Annotated in this window: 19 protein-coding genes; 11 read left to right on the top strand and 8 right to left on the bottom strand. The window is 73.4% G+C overall.

The features are described from left to right. Positions 1 to 7: 7 nt before the first annotated feature. Positions 8 to 1,585 (bottom strand): ABC-F family ATP-binding cassette domain-containing protein, encoded by a 1,578-nt coding sequence (locus tag IMZ35_RS23875; RefSeq protein ID WP_199443401.1) that lies wholly within the window; start codon positions 1,583 to 1,585, stop codon positions 8 to 10. A 206-nt stretch (positions 1,586 to 1,791) separates the two neighbouring features. Beyond that, positions 1,792 to 2,484, bottom strand: coding sequence for a phosphatase PAP2 family protein (locus tag IMZ35_RS23870; protein ID WP_307868681.1), 693 nt, complete (start codon positions 2,482 to 2,484; stop codon positions 1,792 to 1,794). Positions 2,485 to 2,941: 457 nt separating this feature from the next. On the opposite strand from IMZ35_RS23870, the gene IMZ35_RS23865 reads away from it, so the two are divergent. After that, positions 2,942 to 4,102 (top strand): nitric oxide synthase oxygenase, encoded by a 1,161-nt coding sequence (locus IMZ35_RS23865; protein ID WP_229373043.1) that lies wholly within the window; start codon positions 2,942 to 2,944, stop codon positions 4,100 to 4,102. Between the two features lie 80 nt (positions 4,103 to 4,182). Next, a complete protein-coding gene (locus IMZ35_RS23860) occupies positions 4,183 to 5,358 on the top strand; it encodes an APC family permease (RefSeq protein WP_199443399.1) in 1,176 nt (391 codons plus the stop codon). A 5-nt stretch (positions 5,359 to 5,363) separates the two neighbouring features. On the opposite strand, the gene IMZ35_RS23855 is transcribed toward IMZ35_RS23860, so the two are convergent. Further along, positions 5,364 to 7,439 (bottom strand): putative bifunctional diguanylate cyclase/phosphodiesterase, encoded by a 2,076-nt coding sequence (locus IMZ35_RS23855; RefSeq protein ID WP_199443398.1) that lies wholly within the window; start codon positions 7,437 to 7,439, stop codon positions 5,364 to 5,366. Between the two features lie 338 nt (positions 7,440 to 7,777). Between IMZ35_RS23855 and IMZ35_RS23850 the strand changes: the two genes are divergently transcribed. Genes IMZ35_RS23850 through crcB form a run of 3 tightly spaced genes read left to right on the top strand, consistent with a single transcriptional unit; the run spans position 7,778 to position 8,924 of the window. Continuing rightward, positions 7,778 to 8,218 carry a MarR family winged helix-turn-helix transcriptional regulator gene (locus IMZ35_RS23850; protein WP_199443397.1) on the top strand — a complete coding sequence of 147 codons (441 nt, stop codon included), beginning with the start codon at positions 7,778 to 7,780 and terminating at the stop codon, positions 8,216 to 8,218. Continuing rightward, entirely contained in the window at positions 8,215 to 8,571 is a 357-nt protein-coding gene (locus IMZ35_RS23845) for a fluoride efflux transporter FluC (protein WP_307868680.1), read from the top strand. Before IMZ35_RS23850 ends, IMZ35_RS23845 begins: the two co-directional genes overlap by 4 nt. Beyond that, a complete protein-coding gene (gene crcB, locus IMZ35_RS23840; protein ID WP_199443396.1) occupies positions 8,568 to 8,924 on the top strand; it encodes a fluoride efflux transporter CrcB in 357 nt (118 codons plus the stop codon). Before IMZ35_RS23845 ends, crcB begins: the two co-directional genes overlap by 4 nt. 48 nt (positions 8,925 to 8,972) lie before the next feature. Here crcB and IMZ35_RS23835 read toward each other — a convergent pair whose 3' ends face one another. Continuing rightward, positions 8,973 to 11,249, bottom strand: a complete 2,277-nt coding sequence (locus IMZ35_RS23835; RefSeq protein ID WP_498063213.1) for a HelD family protein — start codon at positions 11,247 to 11,249, stop codon at positions 8,973 to 8,975. Between the two features lie 286 nt (positions 11,250 to 11,535). Here IMZ35_RS23835 and IMZ35_RS23830 point away from each other — a divergent pair, with 286 nt between their 5' ends. Next, complete coding sequence (locus tag IMZ35_RS23830) at positions 11,536 to 12,216, top strand: hypothetical protein (protein ID WP_199443395.1); 681 nt, start codon at positions 11,536 to 11,538, stop codon at positions 12,214 to 12,216. Here IMZ35_RS23830 and IMZ35_RS23825 read toward each other — a convergent pair. Next, the gene (locus IMZ35_RS23825; protein WP_199443394.1) at positions 12,101 to 12,424 is read right to left on the bottom strand and encodes a DUF397 domain-containing protein; all 324 of its coding nucleotides are present in this window, start codon (positions 12,422 to 12,424) and stop codon (positions 12,101 to 12,103) included. The two genes, IMZ35_RS23830 and IMZ35_RS23825, sit on opposite strands and share 116 nt — an antisense overlap. Continuing rightward, the gene (locus tag IMZ35_RS23820; protein WP_199443393.1) at positions 12,399 to 13,289 is read right to left on the bottom strand and encodes a helix-turn-helix domain-containing protein; all 891 of its coding nucleotides are present in this window, start codon (positions 13,287 to 13,289) and stop codon (positions 12,399 to 12,401) included. The genes IMZ35_RS23825 and IMZ35_RS23820 overlap by 26 nt, the downstream gene beginning before the upstream one ends. 260 nt (positions 13,290 to 13,549) lie before the next feature. On the opposite strand from IMZ35_RS23820, the gene IMZ35_RS23815 reads away from it, so the two are divergent. The 4 genes from IMZ35_RS23815 to IMZ35_RS23800 are packed head-to-tail and all read left to right on the top strand — an operon-like array spanning position 13,550 to position 18,231. After that, positions 13,550 to 15,757: an alpha-N-acetylglucosaminidase gene (locus tag IMZ35_RS23815; protein WP_199443392.1), complete on the top strand. Its 2,208-nt coding sequence runs from the start codon at positions 13,550 to 13,552 to the stop codon at positions 15,755 to 15,757. 43 nt (positions 15,758 to 15,800) lie between these two features. Beyond that, on the top strand, positions 15,801 to 16,079 hold the full coding sequence (locus tag IMZ35_RS23810) for a DUF6343 family protein (protein ID WP_199443391.1): 279 nt from the start codon (positions 15,801 to 15,803) through the stop codon (positions 16,077 to 16,079). Between the two features lie 48 nt (positions 16,080 to 16,127). Continuing rightward, on the top strand, positions 16,128 to 16,814 hold the full coding sequence (locus IMZ35_RS23805) for a TetR/AcrR family transcriptional regulator (RefSeq protein ID WP_229373042.1): 687 nt from the start codon (positions 16,128 to 16,130) through the stop codon (positions 16,812 to 16,814). A 4-nt stretch (positions 16,815 to 16,818) separates the two neighbouring features. Next, positions 16,819 to 18,231: a dihydrolipoyl dehydrogenase family protein gene (locus tag IMZ35_RS23800; protein ID WP_199443390.1), complete on the top strand. Its 1,413-nt coding sequence runs from the start codon at positions 16,819 to 16,821 to the stop codon at positions 18,229 to 18,231. A 103-nt stretch (positions 18,232 to 18,334) separates the two neighbouring features. On the opposite strand, the gene IMZ35_RS23795 is transcribed toward IMZ35_RS23800, so the two are convergent. After that, a complete protein-coding gene (locus IMZ35_RS23795) occupies positions 18,335 to 19,585 on the bottom strand; it encodes a hypothetical protein (RefSeq protein WP_199443389.1) in 1,251 nt (416 codons plus the stop codon). A gap of 620 nt (positions 19,586 to 20,205) precedes the next feature. Here IMZ35_RS23795 and IMZ35_RS23790 point away from each other — a divergent pair. After that, positions 20,206 to 20,709, top strand: a complete 504-nt coding sequence (locus tag IMZ35_RS23790; protein ID WP_199443388.1) for a DUF3145 domain-containing protein — start codon at positions 20,206 to 20,208, stop codon at positions 20,707 to 20,709. Positions 20,710 to 20,843: 134 nt separating this feature from the next. On the opposite strand, the gene IMZ35_RS23785 is transcribed toward IMZ35_RS23790, so the two are convergent. Beyond that, positions 20,844 to 22,538, bottom strand: a complete 1,695-nt coding sequence (locus IMZ35_RS23785; protein WP_229373113.1) for an ATP-binding cassette domain-containing protein — start codon at positions 22,536 to 22,538, stop codon at positions 20,844 to 20,846. Positions 22,539 to 22,544: the final 6 nt, after the last annotated feature.

The raw sequence follows: 22,544 nt of genomic DNA, 5'->3' as shown, positions 1-22,544 counted from the left end.
GGCGGGGTCAGAGCGCCAGGTCCGGCCAGCCCGCCAGGTCCGCGCGCATCCGGCGGTCGTGCGTGGCCACGACCACGGCCGCCGGCGTGGCGCGCAGCGCTTCCGTCAGCTCGTCGACCAGCGCGGTCGAGAGGTGGTTGGTCGGCTCGTCGAGCAGCAGCACGTGCGGGGTCCTGGCCAGCAGCAGCGCCAGCGACACCCTGCGCCGCTGCCCGGTGGACAGGGCGCTCACCGGGCGGCGCGCGTCGACGTCGTCCAGCAGGCCCAGTTCGGCCAGCGGCACGCCTTCCGCGCGCTCCACGAGGTCCGCCGGGGTGGCGGTCTCGTCGGCGAAGGACGACTCCTGCGCCAGCAGGCCGATCGAGATCGCGCCGGACCGGTGGACGACGCCCTCCGCCGGGGTGATCCGGCCCGCCAGGACGTGCAGCAGCGTGGACTTGCCCGCGCCGTTGGCGCCGGAGACGAGCAGCCGCCCTCCGGCGCGCAGCGTCACGTCGCCGAACGGGCGCAGCCGGTGCGGCACCACGACTCCGGACGCGCCGAGCAGCACCTCGTCCGGCGCGGCGGCCAGTTCCGGCGGGGTGAACGTCAGCGGTGACGGCGGTGCGGGCACGCGCCGGGCGTCGAGGTCCTCCAGCCGCCGCACCAGCGTGTGCAGGCGGCCGGGCGCGCGGGTGGCGCGCTTGTGCTTGTTCACGCCCTTGTCCGGCCGCCACGACGAGATCAGCCGGGATCGCGCCGCGTCGACCTGCTCGGTCAGCTCGGCGTGCGCGGCGCTCTCCAGCGCGTACCGCTGCTCCCAGCGGGCGCGCTCGGCGGCCCTGGCCGCGGCGAGACCCGTCCAGCCGCCTCCGTGCAGGCGGACCTCGCCGTCGGGTGTCGGGTCCAGGTCGAGCACGGCCGTGCACACGTCGTCGAGGAGCATCCGGTCGTGGCTGACCAGCACCACCACGCCGGGGTGCGTGCGCAGGGCGGCGGTCAGGTGCTCCACGGCGGGGCCGTCGAGGTGGTTGGTGGGTTCGTCGAGCAGCAGCACGTCGGTCCGCTCGGCGAGCACGCAGGCGAGACGCACCCGGTGGCGCTGCCCCACGGACAGCCCGGTCATCGGCAGGGTGCGGTCCGACGGCGCTCCGAGCGCGGCCAGCGCCACGTCGGCCCGCCGATCGGCGTCCCAGGCGGCCAGCGCCTCGGCTCGGGCGAGCGCGTCGGTCAGCCGCGCCGGTGCGCCGGGCTCCGCGTCGGCCAGCGCGGTGGACGCGTCGGTCACCTCGGCCACCGCCTCGCGGGAGACGCGCAGCGCGGTGTCCAGGAAGGTGCCGATCGTGTCGCCGTCGCGGACGGGCAGCTCCTGCCCCACGAGCGCGACGGAGCCGTGGCGCACCACGGCACCGCGGTCGGGGACGAGGTCACCGGCCAGCAGGCGCAGCAGGGTGGTCTTGCCCCGCCCGTTCTCCCCGACGACGCCGAGGCGTTCTCCGGCGGAGACGGTCAGGGACACGGCGGAGACGACGGGCGTGTGCTCGAAGCCCTTGGACACGGCGTCGGCGGTCAGGTGGGCGGTGCGCACGGATGCGGTGGAGGTCATGGGGTTCCTCGCGGGAGTTCGGCCGGGGAGACCTCCCGCCGGGCACCTCGAACGTCCGGTCGGCGCGTGCGCGGACCGGAGGAGGGCGTGCGGGAGGGACGGATCAGCGCGAGCGGAGACCGCTCAGCACGTCCTGGCCGAGATCAGAGGTAGTACACCGCGAAGCCGAGACACATGCCTCCACCGTAACCGGTGGCGCGACCGGATTACCGCACGCGCGGGAGCTGCTGCGTGGGGGCGGACGGATCGCCGACGCGCATCCGCTGGGTCACGGCCGACGCCGGGTCGACGCGGATGCGCTGCGTGGGGACGTCCACCGCGGTGATCGTCGGGGGCGGCTCGGGGCGGAACCGGTCCACCAGGGGCGTCGCGGCGGGGACGAGCGCCAGCGCCAGCAGAGGAGCGGCGGTCACGCCGAGCAGGTAGCCCGCGGCGACGTCGTGCGGGTAGTGCACTCCGACGAACACCCTGGAGAACGCCATGACCGCGGCCAGCGGCAGGACCAGCGGGAGCGTCCTGCGCCAGGCCAGGGCGAGGGCGCCCGCGCTGGCGGCGGCGATCGTCGCGTGGTTGCTGGGGAACGACCAGTCGCCGACGGCGGGGCACTCGGCGATGGCGATCACCCCGGCGACGGCGCGGCAGGGGCGCTCCTGCTGGACGAGGGTCTTGACGATCTCGCTGGTCGCGTAGGCGCCGATCGTGGCGGCCGGGGCGAGCAGCGCGAGGGCCAGCGCGCGGGCCGTGCCGCGCCGTTCGCGCCAGATGCCGAGCAGGAACAGGACGCCGAACAGGCCGAGGCCGAAGTCGGTTCCCCAGTCGGCGAAGCTCTGCAACCACGACGGCGTGCTGCTGGCGAACTCCGTGATCGCGCGGTACAGGTCGGTGCTCGTGTTGATCACGTAGCTCAGGGTATTCACCCCGTGTTGGCCTCCTCGTCACCGGTTGGTCGTTCTCCGGCCGGGCCGTCCGGACGTGCGCGGGGCGGCCGGAAGGGTCGTGCCGCGCGTCTGTTCGGGCGTCGCCCGACCGATGCGCGACGCCGCGACGAACCCGGTGGTCCCGGCGCTCCGGACGGCCGAGTCCCTGCGCTGAACGGGCTGGTTCCGATTCGGCCGGACACCCCGGCCGGACGAGCTGATCAGGTGGTTCACCACTTCGACCGCGGGCGTGACGGAGCGTGGAACACCACACCCCGCCCGCGAAGCACCACCCGGTCGCCGGATCAAGTGCTCACTCTTCGCACTGGCCGTACCACACCACGAAGTGAGGGGTAGCCGACACGGCGGTGCCAGCTCACCCGAAGTGCAACTATGTTGTCCCGCCATGGCCCTCGTCCCCTCGTGTCCGACTGAAGTGATGCCCCCGTCCTCGGCCGACGCCGATCGCCGGGACGGCCACTCCGAGCGCGAGATCGACCTGACCGAGGTGGACGACTTCGTCCGCCAGCACCACGCCGAGAACCCGGATCTCGGTCCCGTCGCGGGCCGGCTCGCCGAGGTGCACGCCGAGATCGCCGCGACCGGCACCTACCGGCACACGGAGGCGGAGCTGACGTTCGGCGCCAGAGTGGCGTGGCGCAACAGCGCGCGCTGCATCGGACGCCTGTACTGGCGCAGCCTGAAGGTGCGCGACCTGCGCGACGTGTCCAACCCCAAGGCCGTCGCCGACGAGTGCGTCGAGCACCTGCGCCTGGCCACCAACGCGGGCAAGATCAGGCCCGTCATCACCGTGTTCGCCCCCGACGAGCCCGGCAACCCCGCTCCCCGCATCCGCAACGAGCAACTCGTCCGCTACGCCGCCTACCGCGGCTCCGACGGCGGGGTGATGGGCGACGGCCGCAACCTCGCGCTGACCGACCTGGCGCTCGCCCGCGGCTGGCAGCCGCCGCGCACGCGCGGCCCCTTCGACCTGCTGCCGCTGGTGGTCGAGCACGCCGGTGAGGAGCCGGCGCTGGTCGAGCTGCCGCGCGACGCCGTGCTGGAGGTGCCGCTGACGCACCCCGAGCTGCCGTGGATCGGCAAGCTCGGCCTGCGCTGGCACGCCGTTCCCGCGATCAGCAACATGCTGCTGCGCATCGGCGGTCTCGACTACCCGGCCGCGCCGTTCAACGGCTGGTACATGGGCACCGAGATCGGGGCCCGCAACCTCGTCGACCACGACCGCTACGACCTGCTGCCCTACATCGGCAAGCGCATGGGGCTGGACACGTCCAGCGAGCGCACGCTGTGGCGGGACCGCGCCCTGATCGAGCTGAACCGCGCCGTGCTGCACTCCTTCGAGCAGGCGGGGGTGACGATCACCGATCACCACACCGAGTCCGTCCGCTTCCTGACCCACCTGGAGAAGGAGGAGGCCGCCGGCCGCAGGTGCCCCGCGGACTGGAGCTGGATCGTGCCCCCGGTCTCCGGCGGTCTGACGCCGGTCTACCACCGCTACTACGACACCGACGAGCTGCTGCCGAACTTCCGCAACGCTCCTCCGCCGGGTGACGGCGGGACCTGCCCGGTCGCGCACTGAGCCCGCGCGGCGGTCGTGGACGATCGGGTCCTGCGCGAGGGGCGCGGTCGTCCACGACCGCGCGGAGGGGGAGCGGAGCGGTGAGCGAGCGACTGGCACGACGACTGGGACTCGGCGACGCGGTCGTGGTCGGTCTCGGGGCGATGATCGGCGCGGGGGTGTTCGCCGTCCTCGCGCCCGCGGCACGGGTGGCGGGCAGCGCCCTGCTGGCCGGACTGCTGATCGCGGCGGTCGTCGCCCTCTGCAACGCCACGTCGTCGGCACGCCTGGCCGCCGTGCACCCGGAGTCCGGCGGCACCTACGTCCACGGCCGGGAGCGCCTCGGCGAGTTCTGGGGCCACCTCGCGGGCTGGGGCTTCGTCGTCGGCAAGACGGCGAGCTGCGCGGCGATGGCGCTGACCTTCGCCACCTACGCCGCCCCCGGCCACGCGAGGGCGCTCGCGGTGGCCGCCGTCGTCGCGCTGACCGCGCTGAACTGCTTCGGGGTGCGGAAGTCGGCGCTGGTGACGCGGGTGGTCGTCGCCGCCGTGCTGCTCGTGCTCGCCGCCGTCGTCGTCACCGGGTTCACCCGCCCCCCGGCCCCGCTGGGCGAGGCCCACCCCGGCGGGGTGCTCCAGGCGGCCGGGCTGATGTTCTTCGCGTTCGCCGGGTACGCGCGGATCGCGACGCTCGGCGAGGAGGTCCGCGACCCGGAGCGCACGATCCCGCGCGCCGTCCCGATCGCCCTCGGCACGACCCTCGTGGTGTACCTCCTGGTGGCGCTGGCCGCCCTGCACGCCGTGGGCGCGGACGCGCTGGCCACCTCACCGGACGCGCTGGTGGCCGTCGCACCCGGCCTCGCGCCCCTCGTGCGGGCGGGAGCGGCCCTCGCGACGCTGGGAGCGCTGCTGGCCCTGATCCTCGGCGTGTCCCGCACGGTGCTGGCGATGGCCCGCGACCGGCACCTGCCCTCCCGGCTCGCGACCGTGCGCCGCGGGGTGCCGGTGGCCGCGGAGATCGCCGTCGGCTGCGTCGTCGTGCTGCTGGTCCTCGTGGTCGACCTGCGCGACGCGATCGGGTTCTCGTCGTTCTGCGTGCTCGTCTACTACGCCGTCGCCAATGCCAGCGCCCTCACGCTGCCCGGCCGCCGACCCGTCGCCGTGCTCGGCCTCGCGGGCTGCCTCGTGCTGGCGTTCAGCCTTCCCGGCACCGCGGTCCTCGCCGGGGCGGGAGTGCTGGCCGCCGGCGTGCTGGTCCGGCTGGCACGACGCGCCTGACGGCCTCAGGCGTCGGTCGTGCCCAGCAGCGCGGCCACCTCGTCGGCGGGAACGGGCGGGGAGAAGAAGTCCCCGCGCGCCGCCTCCACGCCGATCGACTCCCACCACGCGGCGTCCTCCGCGGTCGCCACGTCCGCCGCGAGCACCGTCACGTCCGCCCGGTGCACCACGGACACCATCTCCCGCACCGCCGCGCGCAGCAGCGGATCGCGCGGCGTGCGGCACGTGGTGAGGGACCGCAGCGGCAGCTGGGTCAGCAGCACCAGCTCGTCGTAGCCGCCGAGGAACCCGTCCAGACCGGTCGACACCCCGCTGTCGGTGAGCACCTGCGCGTTGTCGTCCTCGTCCACCGCCGACAGCAGCGCACCGGTGTTGAACGCCACGTGCAACCGGTGCGGCGGCAGCCCCGTCTCGTCCAGCGCGCTCTTGACGGAGGCCACCAGGTCCTCGTCGAGCGACTGCGTCGGCGTCAGCGCCACGTGCAGCGGCACGTCCGGCCAGAGCACGGCGCGCTCGCACGCCTCCCGCAGCGCCCACCGCCCGATCGGCAGCGACATGCCCGTCTGCTCGGCCAGCGCCAGGCACTCCTCGTGCCCGACGTCGCCCCAGCCCAACCGGGCTTCCACACCGGCCACCCGCCGGGTCCGCAGGTCCACCAGCGGCTGGTAGACGACCTCCAGCTCACCGCTCTCCACCGCGCCGGGCAGCGCGGCGGCGCGCTGGAACCGCTCGCGGTCGCGCGCGTCGAGACGCTGGTCGTAGGACAGCCACTGCCGCTTGCCCCTGGCCTTCGCCCGGTGCAGGGTGGCGTTGGCCGCGCGCAGCAGTTCCGGCACGTCGGTGCCCTGCGACGGCCGGTCGACCACGCCCGTCGTCGCCGACAGGGCCAGCCCGTGGTCGCCGATCCAGGTCGGCTCGCCCAGCTCCTCGTTGATCCTCTCGATCATCTCGTGCACCGGGCGGCTGGCCGGCGTGTGCTCGACGACGATGGCGAACTCGTCGCCCGACGTGCGTGCGACGACCGCCCGCTGCCCCTCCACCAGGTTCTCCAGCCGGCGCGCGACGACCTTGAGGAGCTGGTCGCCCGCCTCGTGCCCGATGCCGTTGTTCACCACGGAGAACGCGTCGAGGGCCAGGTGGTACAGGGTGATCGCGGAGCGGCTGTGCATCGCTTCGAGCTGCGTGACGAAGTGCTGCCGGTTCGACAGCCCGGTCAGCGAGTCGTGCAGCAGCTGGAAGTCCAGGTTCTTCTGGAGCAGGTGCAGTTCGCTGACGTCCTCCACGATCGTCACGTGGAACGCGGGCTCCCCGTCGGCGTCGCGCAGCAGCGACACCGCCAGGTGCGCCCACATCGGCTCACCGTCGGCGCGCACCAGCCTGCGCTGCTCGCGGAACGGCTGCGCCGCCCCGTCCGCCACGTCGGAGTACAGCGTCGCCAGCAGCGGCGCGTCCTCCGGGTGGAAGAGGGCGGACAGCCGCGTGCCGACGAGCGAGTTCTCCTCCACCTCCAGCATCTCGCTCAGCGCGGCGTTGACCTCCACGCACGTGCCGTCCAGGTTCGTGATCGCGATGCCCAGCGGCGAGGACGTGAACACCTCGCGGAACCGCTGCTCGGTGACCTTCAGGGCGCGCTCGACCCGCTGCTTCGCCCACAGCAGCGCCCACTTGATCTCCTCCTGCTGGTCGAGCGCGTCCAGCCGCATCGCCGTGGCGAAGCTCGTCGACAGCTCGCCCAGCAGCGACACGACCTTCTCCGGCAACCGCGGCACGTCCCGCAGCTCGGGGGTGAACAGCAGCGCGTGGCCCAGCACCTCCACCGTGTGCCGCAACGTCTCCGGCCCGGTGAAGTGGGCCGCCACCAGGCGCGAGCCCACCGCCGCGACCGGTGCGGCGTCGAACGGCTCGTCCTGGAGCGCGTCGGCGATGACGTCCACGAGGCCGAGCAGGAACTCCTCGATCTCCGCCGGGGACATCGGGACGTACGACGTCGTGGAGACCACCGCCGCCCAGTCGCGGGCGAGCTGGAGTCGCCGGGGACGGGCGGCGGCCTCTGATCCCGGAGGGTCGATGAACGACGTCATGCCCGGTCGCCCCGGAGCGCGTCGTGGTCGCGGGGGAACGTCCGGTTCGCGTCGCCCTCCCGGGGACACGAGCTGACGCGGTGGGCCACGGCTGTGCTCTCCTGATGTGTCGTCGCGAGCGTGCAGGGTATCTGTCCACTGGCCAACGAGGGCAGGGGCAGAGCCGGTCTTCTCCCCGTTCGGCCCAGTGCGCTGCACCGGACAGCGCTGTGATCACCTGCTCACCGGACTTCTGTGCCGGGTGTCACGCCGGACGCCGGCGCGGTGCGGGCGGGAGGGGCGGCGAGAGGAGCCGTTCCACTCCCGGACGCGCGCTCCGGCGTCAGTACCCTTGCCGCATGTCGGTGGAGGCGCGTGCGCTGACGGACGTCGTGACCCGGTTGCGCAGGGCGCCGCGGACGGGCGTCCGGACCGAGCGGCCGCGGGAGTCCCCGCCGGTGGCCGGGGTGGAACTGCTCCGGGCGCTCGCCGAACGCCCGCCGACGAAGGTCGGCGAACCGGTGTCGGAACCGCACCTCGCCCCCGACACCGTCAGCGGCCTGGTGGGCCACCTCGTCGACGACGGCCTCGTGGCGCGGGACGGCGACCCCGCCGACCGGCGCGTCGCCCTGCTGCCGGTGACCGCGCGGGGGCACGAGAAGCGCGCGGCCCGGCGGGTCGCGCACGAACGCCGCATCGGGTCCGCGCCGGGCGAACTGCCGCCGGACGAGCGCGCCGACGTGGTGCGCGCCCTCGCCGCGCTCGACCACCTCGTCGGCCACCTCCGGGACACCGCGTGAGCGGGCAGCCCGTCCTGGCGGCAGTCGCGCTCGGCGGCGGCATCGGGGGTGTGGCCCGCTACGCGCTGACGAGCGGCACCCCCCTGCTGAGCACGTTCGCGGTGAACGTCCTGGGCTGCGCCCTGATCGGCGTGCTCGTGGTGCTGGCCGACGACGCCCACCCGCTCGTGCGGCCCTTCCTCGGGGTGGGCGTGCTGGGCGGGTTCACCACGTTCTCGGCGTACGCGGCGGACGTGCTGTCCCCGCTGGAACACCCGGTGATCGCGGTGCCGCGCCTGGTGCTGACCCCCGTCGCCTGCCTCGCCGCCACGGCCGTCGCGGCGGCGCTGACCCGCGGGGCGGTGCGCCGGTGACGGCCCTGCTGGTGTTCCTGGGCTCGGGGCTGGGCGCGGTGCTGCGCCACTGCGCCGACCGGTGGGTGACGGCCCGTGCGGGGTCGGCGTTCCCCTTCGGCGTCCTGCTGGTGAACGTGGTGGGCTGCTTCGCGCTCGGCCTGCTCCTGGCGCTGGTGAGCGGCCCGGCGCTGACACCGCTGGGCACCGGCGTGTGCGGCGGCCTGACGACGTTCAGCACCTTCAGCGCGGACACCGTCCGCCTGGTCGAGCAGTCCCGCTACCGGCACGCCGCGCTGAACGTGCTGGCGAACGTGGTCCTCGGGGTGGCCGTCCTGTCGCTCGGCCACGCGCTGGGCCACGAGTTCGGCTGATCCCCCCGGAGCGGTGCGGTCACCGCTCCGGGAGGGCACCGCCCGCGGCTACGCCGTCAGGCGGCTCAGCACCGGCGGCAGGTCGTCCGCGTGCACGACGCCGAGCCGCTGCGTCGCACGCGTGAGGGCCACGTAGAGGTCGCTCGCGCCGCGCGGGCTCTCGGCGAGGATGCCCACCGGGTCCACCACGATCACAGCGTCGAACTCCAGGCCCTTCGCGTCGACCGTGCTCAGCACCACGGCCCGCGACTCCAGGTCCGACCGGCTGCCCACGGCCGCACCCGGCACGGAGGCGACCACGGCCGCGCCCAGGACGTCCAGCGACGCGGTGGGCACGATCACCGCGAGCTTGCCCGCGCCGATCTCCGCCAGCTCCCGCGCCACCAGGGCCGGCAGCTCGTCGGCGAGCGAGTCCACGCGCGCGCTCCACGGCGGCACGCCCGTCTCGCGCACCGACGTCGGCGGCACCAGGTCGGGGTCGACGCTCGTCAGCACATCGGCCGCGACGGTCATGATCTCCGCCGGGGTGCGGTAGTTCACCGTCAGCTCGGTCAGCTTCCAGCGGTCCGCGACGTACGGGGAGAGGACCTCGTCCCACGACGTGGCGCCCGAGACGTCACCGGTCTGCGCGATGTCGCCGACCACCGTCATCGACTTGCTCGGCACCCGCCGCATCAGCGTGCGCCACGCCATCGGGGAGAGCTCCTGCGCCTCGTCGACGATCACGTGCCCGAACGTCCACGTCCGGTCGGCCGCCGCGCGCTCGGCCGCCGTCTCGTAGCGCTCAGCGCCGTGCCGCTCGGCCAGCCGGTAGGCGTCCACCAGGTCGGTCGCCATGAGGATCTCCGGGTCGGCGTCGTCCTCCAGGTCGAGGATGTCGAGCACGCCCTGCGCGTAGTCCACGGCCTGCCTGCGCTGCCGCTCGGCCTTGGCCTTGGCCTCCGCGTCGTCCTCGCCCAGCAGCTCCGCCGCCTCGTCCAGCAGCGGCACGTCCGCCGGGGTCCACTCCGCGTCGGCGGGGCGCTCCAGCAGCGCGCGCTCGGCCGGGGCGACCTTGGACGCCGCCCTCGCCAGGCGCCCTGGGGAGGAGTACAGCTCCGACAGCAGCCGCTGCGGTGTCAGCGTCGGCCACAGCGTGTCGATCGCCCGCTGCACCTCGGGGTCCTCGCGCAGCTCGCGGCGGATGTCGTCCAGGTCGGCCGCGTCGAGCAGGTGACGGCCGAGCCGGTTCACCGCCTGGTTGGCCAGCGCCGAGATCACCTCCCGGATGAACACCCGCCGCGCCTCGTTGTGCGGACGCCGCGACCGCCGCGCCCGGCCCCGCGCCTGCGTGATCGTCTTGCGGTCCAGGCGCAGCACGTCCTGGTCGAACGGCACCTCCAGCGACGCGGGCGCCTCCTGGCGGTCCCGCACGGCCGCCGCGACGACGTCGGCCATCTGGATGCGGCCCTTGATCGCCGCGACCTCCACCGGCTCCCGGCCGACGGCGGTCAGGCCGGGGAACAGCTCGCCCACGGTCGACAGCAGCACGCCCGTCTCGCCCAGCGACGGCAGCACCTGGCCGATGTAGCGCAGGAACGTCGCGTTCGGCCCCACCACGAGCACGCCGCGCTTGGAGAGCTGGCGGCGGTGCGTGTAGAGGAGGTAGGCGGCGCGGTGCAGCGCCACGGCCGTCTTCCCGGTGCCGGGGCCGCCCTGCACGACGACGACGCCGTTCAGCTCCGTGCGGATGATCTTGTCCTGCTCGGCCTGGATGGTCGCGACGATGTCGCTCATCTGGCCGGTGCGGTTCGCGTTCAGCGCGGCGAGCAGCGTCGCCTCGCCGGTGAGGCCCTCGTTGCGGCTGGGCTCCGACGAGGTGATGTCCAGGACCTCGTCGTCCAGACCGGTGACCTTCCGCATGGACGTGCGGATGTGCCTGCGCCGGCGCACACCGTCCGGGGACGCCGCCGTGGCGAGGTAGAACGGCCGCGCGGCGGGCGCGCGCCAGTCCATCAGGAGCGGCTCGTACTCCTTCTCCTCGTCGAACAGCCCGATGCGGCCGATGTAGTGGCGCTCGCCGTCGTGGAAGTCGAGACGGCCGAACGCCAGCCCGTTCTCCACCGCGCTGTACTGCGCGAGCTGGTCCGAGTACATCGCGACCGACGTGTCTCGCTCCGAGCGCATCTGATGCGTCCCGCCGGTCTCCCGCAGCGCTCCGGCCAAGCGCTTGGAGGTCTGGTCGCGCAGGTCGTCCAGCCGGCCGTACAACATCGACACGTATTCCTGCTCCGGCTCCAGGTCATCGAGCCGGCGCTCACCGGAACTGTGCGAAGGGGTTGACAACTGGCCTCATTTCTCGATACCGTGCTATATCTAGTTATTTTCGTCTGCATTTGTCGTGCGCGCAGAACGAACAATCTACACCGTTCGTCGTGCCGCCGGTGCGACTGCGTCTCCGGTGCAACGCCCCCGAGCCGCCCCGGCTTCCCCTCATGAGCGGCAATCCTAGGAACTCGACCGCGTGCACGCGGTCACGAGGTGCGTGAAGCGCTCACCCGAAGAGCGGCAATGGGGTCGCACCGGGGTGACGGGCGCGCGCGGTCCGGTGATCACCGGGCACGCTGGGGTCGTGCGGAACAGGGGTGAGGAGCTGGCGCGACTGTGCCGGTGCGCGGTCCGGCGACCGCGTCGGCAGCTCGCGCTGGCGGTGGTCGTGTCCGGTTGGGCGCTCGCGTGGATCCTCGCGCAGATCAGCGGCCCCACCTCACCGCTGGACGTCCTCGCCGCGGCCTCCGGCTGGGCCGGGGCACCGGTCGGCTGGCTGGAACCGGCGAGCGCCTGGGCGGTCGAGCGCCGCGCGCTGTTCGGCGTCGTCGCCGTCGCGGCCGGGCTGTGCTGGGCCGCCACGACGGAACGCGCGCAGTTCCCCGCGCTGCTCGGGTGGCTGGCGCTGCTGGCGGCGGGCGAAGCGCTCGGCTACCGGCAGGCCGTCTACGGCGCGCTGCTCGGCCTGGGGGTGTTCCTGCTGGTGCTGGGCCTGCTGTCGTGGCCGTTCCGGCGCGCGTTCGTGGTGAACCGGGTGGTGCTGATGCCGAAGGACGTGCTGCGCGCGGGCGCGACGGCCGCCGCGCTGTCCGCCGTCGTGCCGCTGATCGCGCCCGGTGTGGTGGTCGGCCGCCTGCTGCGGCCCTACCTCACGCGCCCGCCGCGTCCCGACCCGACGCGGTCGGCGATCCCGGTGATCCCGCAGGCGCGGAGACCAGGAACGCACGCCACGCGGGCACCGGGAAGGCCAACCGCGGACCGCTGACGTTCTTGGAGTCCCGCACGGCCACGCCGGAGGGCCACGCCACCTCCACACAGCCCCCGTTACCACCGCTGTGACTGCTCTTGCGCCAGGCGACCTCGACGCAGTTGCCGTTCACACCGCTGTAGCTGCTCTTGTGCCAGGCGACCTCGACGCAGTTGCCGTTGCCGCCGCTGTAGCTGCTCCTACGCCAGGTCGGGTTCTCCAGCATCGTCCGCACCTCGGGGTTCGCCGTAGTCGCCCGCCAGGGTGGTGAGCAACGACCGCGATTCTTCCTCATCGAGGGCAATCTGGTCGAAGCGTTCGAGGGACAGCCGATGGGTGGCGACGATCTCCGGTGAATCGGCGAAGAGGCTCGCCACCTCATTTTCCACGTACGTCACAGATCGGTGGGATTCGTAGTCCATCATCATGAACTGTCCGCGGAGCGAAGTGCTGACCGGTGCGTTGTGCGGAATCACGCGAATGCTGACGTTCCGCCAGTTCGCCGTCAGCACCAGGTGCATCAACTGGTCCTCCATCACACGTCTGTCTCCCACGACCGTGCGAAGAGAGGGCTCGTAGACGTAGAAGACGTAATCGGGAGCATTCGGTCGGCGGAGCATCTGCTGCCGAATCATCCGGGTGCGCACCCGGACGCCGACTTCTTCCGGCCGAAGGTCTGCTGATTGTGTGATCAGAGTCTGAGCGTAGGCCGCTGTTTGCAGCAGGCCCGGAAGCAGTATCGACTCGTAGTTGTAGATCGTCGTCGCCGTGGACTCGTGGCGGATGAGGGTGCGGAGTTCGTCGGGCAGTCCGGGTTCGTGGGTGCGGACGAGGCAGTCGCGGTTCTTCTCCCCGTGCAGGTCGAGGACGCGGCGAAACGTCGCCGGGTCCGTGCCGCAGATCCCCAGGTAGTAGGCGATCTGCGCCTCGCTGGTGCCGCGCGACCCGGCTTCGAGGTGGGCCACCGTTCCCGGTGACCAGCCGAGCAGCTCGGCCAGTTCCGTGCCCTTCAGGCCCGCTCGTTCGCGCTGCGCGCGGAGTTCGTCGCCCACGTCGCGGCCGTGAGCCGTGGATCGGGAGGAGTGCTGCACGGCACGACGCTAGCGGCGTTCTCCGTTCATTCTCCGATTTCTCGCCGCACACCACCGGAAAGCGTGCCGCTCGTACCACTGGCCACAGTAGACCGTTCGTGAGAAGTGAAGCTTTGTCAGGACAGGCGGAGTTCGCGACGCGCTCGTAGCATTCCGGGCTGTCGCGATGAGCGACGTCGGTCAGAAGTCGTGCTGTGGCGCGATTTCGGAGGAAGGACGGCGCCTTGCGAGGCTTTCCGCGACGAACGTTCGTACTGGGCGTGGGCACGCTGGCCGCGACCCTGTCCACCACCGCCCTGCGTCCGCTCACCGGCGTGGCGGCGGCCGCGCAGCAGGAGGCGGTGAGCGCGGCGATCGGGCGGCTGCTCGGTCGCGGGGCGGAGCAGTTCGTGCTGGGGCACCTCGACCGCGCGCCCGGTGAGGCCGAGGCCTTCGAGATCGCCGGAGAACCCGGCCGCATCACGCTGTCGGGCAGCAGTCCGGTGGCCCAGCTGTCCGGGCTGCACTGGTGGCTCAAGCACGTCGCGGGCGGGCACCTGTCGGCCAACGGCGACCAGTTGAACCTGCCCGCGGTGCTGCCGGCGCCCGACGGTCCCGTCCGGATGTCGACCGAGATGACCGAGCGCTACGCCTACAACATGACCGTCTTCGGCTACACCGCTCCGTACTGGGGCTGGTCGGAGTGGGAGCGGGAGCTGGACCGCCAGGCGGCGAGCGGGACGAACCGCGCGCTGGCGCTGATCGGCCAGGACGCGGTCTGGTACGACACGTTCGTCGGCCTCGGGCTGTCCGACCTCGACGTCCGCAAGTGGATCGCGCTGCCGGCGCACCAGCCGTGGCAGTGGTACGGCGGCATCACCGGCTACGAGGACCCGATCGGGATGGCCGGGCCGATGACCGCGGGCCTGCTGCGCCGCCGTCGAGCACTGGGCGCGCGGATCGTCGCGCGGATGCGGGAGCTGGGCATCACGCCGGTGTTCCCCGCGTTCGTCGGGCACGTGCCCTCCGTGCTGGCCGCCCAGCACCCCGAGGCGCACGTCCCCGCGCAGCGCGACTACGCCGGACAGCCCCGGCCGCACTGGCTCGACTGCACCGACCCGCTCTACCCCGTCGTGGCCGAGCGCTTCTACCGCGCGCAGGCGCAGTACTTCGGCACGACCACGCACTACTCCAACGACCTGTTCCACGAGGTCGGCGACGACGAGCTGCCGGTCCTGCTGGACGGGGCGAACCTGGCCGACGCCGCGCGGGCCGTGCAGGCCGAGCTGGAACGCGCGGTGCCGGGAGCGGTGTGGGTGTTGCAGGGCTGGCAGGCCAACCCCCGCCGGGAGGTGGTCGACGCCGTCGACAAGCACCGGGTGCTCGTGCTCGACCTGGACTCCGACGACGCGCGGAAGTGGGAGACCACCGAGGCCTACTGGGGAGCGCCGTGGTGCTGGGGCACGATCCAGAACTTCGGCGGCAGGCTGGGGATGTTCGGCAACCTGATCGAGCCGGGCCGGACGTTGCAGGCCGTGCGGACCTCCGAGCACCGCGGCTGGATGGTGGGCACGGCGATGGTGCTGGAGGGCATCCACCACAACCCCGTGGTGGCCGACCTGCTCGCGGAACTGCCGTGGCGGCACGACCAGGTCGACCTGGAGAGCTGGGTGCTGGGCTACGCCCGGCGGCGCTACGGCGTGGACGACCCGCACGCCGCGCGGGCGTGGCAGATCCTGCTGCGCACCGCGTACTCGTACGCCTCCACCGGGCACACCAGCGGTGAGGGCCCGTTCGAGACCCCCTTCGCGCTGGAGCCGACCCTGACGCCGGGATCGGCGTCGATGTGGGGGCCGAAGACCTGGCGCTACGACCCGGCGGAGTTCCAGCCCTGCCTGGGCGAGCTGCTCGCCGTGCGGGAGTCGGCGCGCGGCCTGGCGACCTACCGCTACGACCTGGTCGACGTCACGCGTCAGGTGCTCGCCAACCGGGGCAGGCTGCTGCTGGAGCAGATCGCCGCCGCCTACCGGGCCGGCGACCGGGCGCAGCTCGCCCGGCACTGCAAGAGGTTCCTGCGCGCGCTCGACCTCACCGAGCAGGTCCTGGCCACGCACGAGCAGTGGCTGCTGGGGCGGTGGGTGGCCCAGGCCCGCTCATGGGGGACCACGGCGCAGGAGCGCAGGTCGCTGGAGCACGACGCCCGCTCCCTCGTCACCATCTGGAGCAGCCCGGCCGCGCACGTGCTGCGCGAGTACGCCAACCGCGACTGGCACGGCCTGCTCGGCAGCTACTACAAGCCCCGCTGGCAGCGCTTCTTCAACGCCCTGCCCGGCACGATCGCGTCCGGAGTGCCGCCGCGGTTCGACGACTGGGCGCGGCGCGGCGAGGAGTGGATCGCGAGCGGCGAGGAGCACGCGACCAGGCCCAGCGGCAACACGTACGCCGTCGCGAGGCGCATCGCGGACGAACTGGCGGCCGACCCGCTGTAGACCCGTCGGCGTACCCGGCGTCCTGCCGGGTACGCCGAGGAGCATGGAGAAGCGCAAGCTGAGCCGCGAGGACTACGAGCGCGGTCTTCCGGGCTACCACGACCCCACCGCGGGCCTCGGCGGCTCGGCCCCGGCGCGCAGCGCGCTGACGCTGCGGCTGTGGCTCGCCGGGTTCGGTCTCGTGATGGCGGTCGTCTTCGCCGTGCTCGCCGCCCGCGCCGACTTCACCGTCCTCGTGGTGGTGATGGTCGTGCTGGCCGTCGTGTGCGCGGTGGACATCGGCTGGATCGCGTACCGCAAGCGCAGGGGCGAACCGGGGTGACGTCGTTCGGCGCTGTTGCTACCGGCCCGTAACCCTCAGGATGCATCAATGGGTGACAGTGCAGCCGGTGGCAGGTTGGCGCAGGTCATGCGTCGGCAACCCGTTCAGCGGCGCGGGGCCGCGACGGTCACAGCGATCCTGGACGCGTGCTCGCAGCTCCTGGCGGACCACGACTACGACGACATCACCACCGCGCGCATCGCCGAGGTGGCCGGAGTCCCGATCGGCTCGTTCTACCAGTACTTCCCGGACAAGAGGTCCGTGCTGCACACCATCGCCCTCAACGGCATGGAGCAGTACCTCGGCGAGGTGACCGCCCTGTTCTCCTCCGGCGAGCTGTCGGCGGACTGGCGCCGCGCCGTCGAGCAGGTGGTCCACGTCTACCTGCGGATGCACGCGGAGATCCCCGGTTTCGGGCGCGTCCGCTTCAGCGACATGCTCGACGGACACCGGCTGGACGCGAGCGTCGACCAGCACGACCTGATGGCGGAACGCCTCGCCGAGCTGTTCGTCGACCGGTTCGGCTCCCCCGGCAACGCGCCCGTGGTGCTGACGTTCCGGATGGCCGTGCAGACGGCCGACTCGCTGCTCGAACTCGCCGAACGGGTGCACGGCGACGAGCGCTTCCGGGTGTTCCGCACCACCCACGGGGTGATCTGCCGGATGCTCGCCGAGGTGCTCGACCCACAACGGGGGCACGCGACTTGCTCCGCGCCGGGGTGTGGTGTGGGCTGATCACGTGGTTGATGAAGAGTTCGACGTCGTCGTGATCGGTGGAGGCGCTCCCGGTGAGGTCGCCGCGGGGCGGATCGCCGCAGGGGGCCTGCGCACCGCCCTGGTGGAGGCCGAGCTGTTCGGCGGGGAGTGCTCCTACTGGGCGTGCATGCCGAGCAAGGCCCTGCTGAGGCCGGGAGCGCTGCGGGCCGCCGCTCGCCGCGTGCCCGGTGTGCGGGTGGAGGACGACCTCGACACCGCCGCCGTGCTCCAGCGGCGCACCTCGTTCACCTCGAACTGGGACGACTCCGGGCAGGTCGAGTGGGTCGAGAGCGTCGGGCTCACCCCCGTGCGCGGACGCGCGCGGATCACCGCCGAGCGCCGGGTGACCGTGGAGACCGCCGACGGCGCGACGCTGGCGCTCACCGCGAAGCACGCCGTGGTCGTCGTGACCGGCAGCACGCCGACGATCCCGCCGCTCGACGGCATCGACGACGTCGAGTACTGGACCTCCCGCGACGCGACGTCCGCGAAGGAGGTGCCGGAGAGCCTCGTCGTCCTCGGCGGTGGCGTGGTCGGCGTGGAGATGGCGCAGGCGTGGGCGTGGCTCGGCGCGCGGGTGTCGCTCGTGGTGTCGGGGGAGCGGCCGCTGCCGAGGCTGGAGCCGTTCGCGGGCGACCTCGTCGCCGACGGGCTGCGCGAGGCCGGGGTCACGCTGCACCTCGACTCCCGCGCGAGCGGCGTGCGGAAGACCGCGGACGGCGTGGAGCTGCTCCTCGCCGACGGTTCCAGCGTCACCGGGCAGCACCTGCTGATCGCGACCGGCCGCAGGCCCAACACCGCCGACCTCGGTCTGGAGGAGTTCGGCGTCGAGCCGGGAGCGCCGCTGGCCACCGACGACCGGGGCCGGGTGTCCGCCGTGGACGGCGGCTGGCTGTGGGCGCTGGGCGACGTGACCGGGCGCGCGCTGCTGACCCACCAGGGCAAGTACCAGGGCCGGATCTTCGGCGACGCGCTGGTGGCGTCCGTGCGGGGCCGGGTGGACACCCTGCCGTGGTCGAAGCACTCCGCGACGGCCGACCACGTCGCCGTGCCGCAGGTCGTGTTCACCGACCCCGAGGTGGCCTCCGTGGGCCGCGCCGAGGCCGAGGCGCGCGACGCCGGGCTGAACGTGCGGGTCGTGACGATCGACTTCGCCGTGGCCGGGTCGTCCGTGCACGCCGACGGCTACCGCGGCAAGGCGTCCATCGTCGTGGACGAGGAGAAGCGCACGATCGTGGGCGCGACGTTCGTGGGCCAGGACGTCGCCGAACTCCTGCACGCCGCGACGGTGGCGATCGTCGGCGAGGTCCCCCTGGACCGCCTGTGGCACGCCGTTCCCGCCTACCCGACGATGAGCGAGATCTACCTCCGCCTCCTGGAGGCCTACGGCCTCTGACCACCCGCGAGTTGAGCGTTCAGGCACCGCGAGTTGAGCGTTCGAGCACCGCGAGTGGAGCGTTCGGGCACCGCGAGTTGAGCGCGCGCGGGCGACTCGCGTGTCACGGGGCCGTGGGGAGGCGGAGGGACCGGGTGGCCAGGGCGGTCAGGTTCGGGTCGTCGGGGGTGGTGCGCTCCGCCGTCCAGACCGCCTGGGCCACCACGACCGCGGTCGCCTTCGCGGTGCTGGTGAAGGCCGCGCTGTCGAACGTCTCCGGGCCGCCGTCCCAGGTGCGCCCCTCCTCCACGAGCGGGGTCACGCCTCCCGAGCCCGGTGCCGTCAGCAGGCCGTTCAGGGCCGCGGCCGCCTCGGCGTCGTCCAGTCGCAGCTCGGCGACCGCCACGGCGGCGCGGCGGCCGGCGACGGTCGTCTCGTACTGGGCGCGCTTCAGGGTCCGGCAGCCGTGGGTCCTCAGCCACACCTGCACGTCGCCGAACGCGTGCTCGGCGCAGTCGCCGTCCTCGGCCGTGCCCCTCGGCGTGAAGTTCGCGCCGTCCACGACGACCGTCGTGGGCAGCGTCTCGGAGGGCGTGGTCGCGGCGTCGCGCTCGTCGCCCGACGACACCCCCACCGCCACCCCGACGACCGCCAGCAGTCCCACCACGGCGACGGCCACGTAGAGCGCCCAGCGGGGCGCGCGCCGGTTCTTCGGCGAGCCCAGGCGCGGGATGAGCATCGTGCTGGCGTTGGCGAGGTCGTCGGAGACCACGTCGGCGAAGCCCTCCGCGAGCAGATCGGCCAGCCCCGGCGGGTGGTGGCCCGGCGCGAGCGCGGCGAGCAGCCGCTCGGCGTCCGGGGCGGAGCAGGACTTCTCGCCCACGGCGAGTTCGCGAGCGGCGGCCAGCAGCGTCGCCGTCTTCGGGTGCAGTACGCGCACGCCGCGGTTCAGGTCGGCCGACGGCTGCACCACCTGCGCCACGTACGGACCGACAGCCACGACCGTGGCCACCGGCAGGGGAGCGGCGCGCATGGACTGGATGCGCCGCCCCACGGTCGCCGCGATCTCCAGCGCCTCCGCGGCCGGGCTCACGGCGCCGTCGGCGCGCTTGAGGGGCCAGCCGTCGATCTTCCACACGCCGTGCAGCGGCGCCTCCAGGCGCATCGCCGGATCGGGCAGGTCGACGCCGACGACCACGAGCACCCCGCGCGGCAGCAGCACGACCGCGTCCAGCGGGCGGGGGCAGTCCGGCGGACGCACGCCGAGCAGCGCCACACCGCCCAGCACGGCGTCGCCGTGACCCCACGCGCTCAGCGCCGCCCGCACGTCCGCACCGACGTCGGAGGGGTCGGCACCCGACCGGATGAGACGCACGACGATCCACCTCTCTGCGAGCGACAGCCCGGCGACACGGTATCGCCGCTGGGTTTCGCGCAGACGCGGGCTCGCCCGACAGAACTGCCGGTGACCCGTGTCACCTGATCAACCGGCACTCGTCAGAGGGATGCACACGGCTCTCGGGCGGAGTCCTCTCCTTTGTCCGGTCACCGGAACGCACGGGCGTGCGATGGTGCGAACGGGCACTCCTGCGTCGCGGACGAAATGACCGGTCGTCGGGAGCGGCCGGTCGGGAACCGCGTTCCGCGTCGTCCCGCGCGGACGGAGCGCGGCGGGTCCGACCGGGTGGACGCGCCGGAGGGGGAGGAGGTCGTCGCTGGTCGGAGCCCCGTGTGTCCTCGTCGAGGTGATCGTCCAGCCGATCGGGTGATCACGATTCGATCTCGGACGGTGTGAACGTGCTTCGACCAGGGAAAGGCCGGGCACCACCGTAGGGTCAAAAGTCCTGGATGTGACCCGGTCGGGTGAGGACCGTGCTGGTTCTCGTGGCGGACCCGTCCCCAGCCAGGGCAGAATGCACGAGCGGGAATCACGTGATCGTCCGTGTCGAGAGGTCGTAGGGGAAGACGTCCCTCGTCGAGTAGCGGAGGTCAGCTGTGAGCACCCGTGACAGCACCAGTGGCGTGGTCTACGTCCACTCGTCGCCGTCTGCGGTCTGTCCGCACGTCGAGTGGGCGATCTCGGGCACCCTCGGTGAGCGAGTGGACCTCAGATGGGCGGCACAGCCCGCGGCGCCGGGACAGGTGCGCGCCGAGTTCGCCTGGACCGGGGAGGCCGGTACGGGCGGAAAGCTCGCGTCCGCGTTGCGGGCGTGGCCGATGCTCCGGTTCGAGGTGACCGAGGAGCCGAGCCACGGCGTGGACGGCGAGCGGTTCTGCTTCGCTCCCGCACTCGGTCTGTGGCGTGCCAGAACCAGCGCCAACGGTGACATCGTGGTCTCCGAGGACCAGCTCCGGACCCTCGCCGCGCGCAGTCGCGGCGGGGAGTCCTTCGCGCACGGCGTTGACGAGGCGCTGGGCAGGGCGTGGGACGACGCGCTGGAACCCTTCCGCAGGGCGGGCGACGGTGCGCCCGTCACCTGGCTGCACCGCGTCGGCTGACGGCCGCCCGCCGCGAGTCGCGCGTTCGAGCACGGCGAGTGGAGCGTTCGGGACACGGGGACCGGTGGTCCTCGTGCTCGAACGCTCCACTCGCGGTGCCTGAACGCTCAACTCGTGGTGCTTGGATGCTCAACTCACGGGTGGACCGCGTTGGGGCCCGTCCACGCGCGCATCAGGTCGGCGTACAGCGGGGAGGTCGCCAGCAGTTCGCCGTGCTCGCCGAGCAGCGGCGTCCCGCCGTCCATGACCAGCACCCGGTCGGCGCGCAGCGCGGAGCTGAGCCGGTGGGCGATCACCACGAGCACCCCGCCGCGCTCGGCGAAGGCCCGCTCGACCACCGCCTCGGCCGCCGCGTCCAGGCTCGACGTCGCCTCGTCCAGCACCACCACGTCCGCGGGGCTCGCGTGCACCCGCGCCGCCGCCAGCAGTTGCGCCTGCCCGGTGGACAGGTCGCCGTGCCCCACCTCGCCGGACAGGCCGCCGAGGCCGCGCACCAGATCTCCGGCGCCCACCGCCTCCACGGCGGCCAGGAGGTCCTCGTCGCACGCGTCCGGGGCGAACAGCGCCAGGTTGTCCCGCACGGTCCCGGTGAACACGTAGGCCTCCTGCGGGACGAGCGCGACGATCCGGTGCCGCACCGCGGGCGCCACCTCGTGCACCGGCACCCCGCCGAGCAGCACGTGGCCCCGGTCCGGCCGTTCCAGCCCCACCAGCAGCCCGGCCAGCGTCGACTTGCCGATGCCGCTCGGCCCGATCACCGCCAGGTGGTCGCCGGGACGCAGGTCGAGGTCGAGGTCGCGCACCACGGGCTCGGCGTGCGCGCCGTAGCCGAAGGTCAGCCCCCGCACGCCGATCGCGCTCCCCGACGGGACGAGCGCGCCGGTGGCCGGGGCGGGGGCCGTCGCCGCCTCGGACAGCCGCCGCAGCGTCACCACCAGCCGCAGCACCGCGCTGCCGGTGGACTCGGCCAGTCCCAGCAGGGCGGGTTGCAGGTTCGTGGTCAGGTAGACCACGGTGCCGAGCACCGCGCCCGCCGTGAGCCGCCCCGAGGCCACCAGGCCCGGCGCGACGGCCAGCACGAGCACCAGCGGGGCGTAGCCGCCGACGGCGACGACGAGCGTGCGCAGCGCGCCCGCGCGGGCCAGCCGGACCGCCGCCGCGGCCTGCGCGTCGACCTCGGCGGCCACCGCGCGGCCCGCCTCGTCCTGCGCGCCGCACGCCACCACGTCCCGCACGCCGGACTGCACGGTCCCGGCGACCTCGGCGATGCGCTCGTCGGCCAGCACGAGATCGCGCTGCCGGGCCGCGAGGGTGCGCAGCAGCAGGGCGAACAGCAGCAGCGCCAGCAGCACCGGCAGCGTCACCGGCCAGGCCAGCTCACCGGCCGTGCCGAAGATCCCCACCAGCGCCGCGACCGTGGTCACGAGCAGCGAGCGGGACTGCACCAGCAGCCCGGCCGTCACGTCCCGCACCACCTCGACGTGCCGGGTCAGCCGGGCGACCCCGCCGGCGTCCGGCCGCGAGCGCGCGCCGTTGCCGCCGCGCAGGACACCCCGCACGACCACGGCCACCAGCGCGTCGCGCATCGGCTCCACGACGGCCCCGAGCTGGCGGAACACCAGGCGGGAGCCCACGGCGCCCAGCACGGCCGTCACGCCGAACGCCACCAGCCACGCCACGCCGGTCCACGGCTCGCCCGCGGCGAACCCGCGGTCGACGGCCAGGGCCACGAGCCTGCCGGACAGCAGCGCGGGGACGCCCTCCAGCAGCGACCACCCCAGCAGCGCCAGCGCCTCGCGCCGCTGTCCCGCCAGCGCGTCGACGTACATCCGGAC

This window comes from Umezawaea beigongshangensis (assembly GCF_016464305.1).
In the GTDB taxonomy this organism is placed as follows: domain Bacteria; phylum Actinomycetota; class Actinomycetes; order Mycobacteriales; family Pseudonocardiaceae; genus Umezawaea_A; species Umezawaea_A beigongshangensis.
The sequence above is the reverse complement of the archived record's forward strand: the minus strand, read 5'-3'. Positions and strand labels throughout refer to the sequence as shown.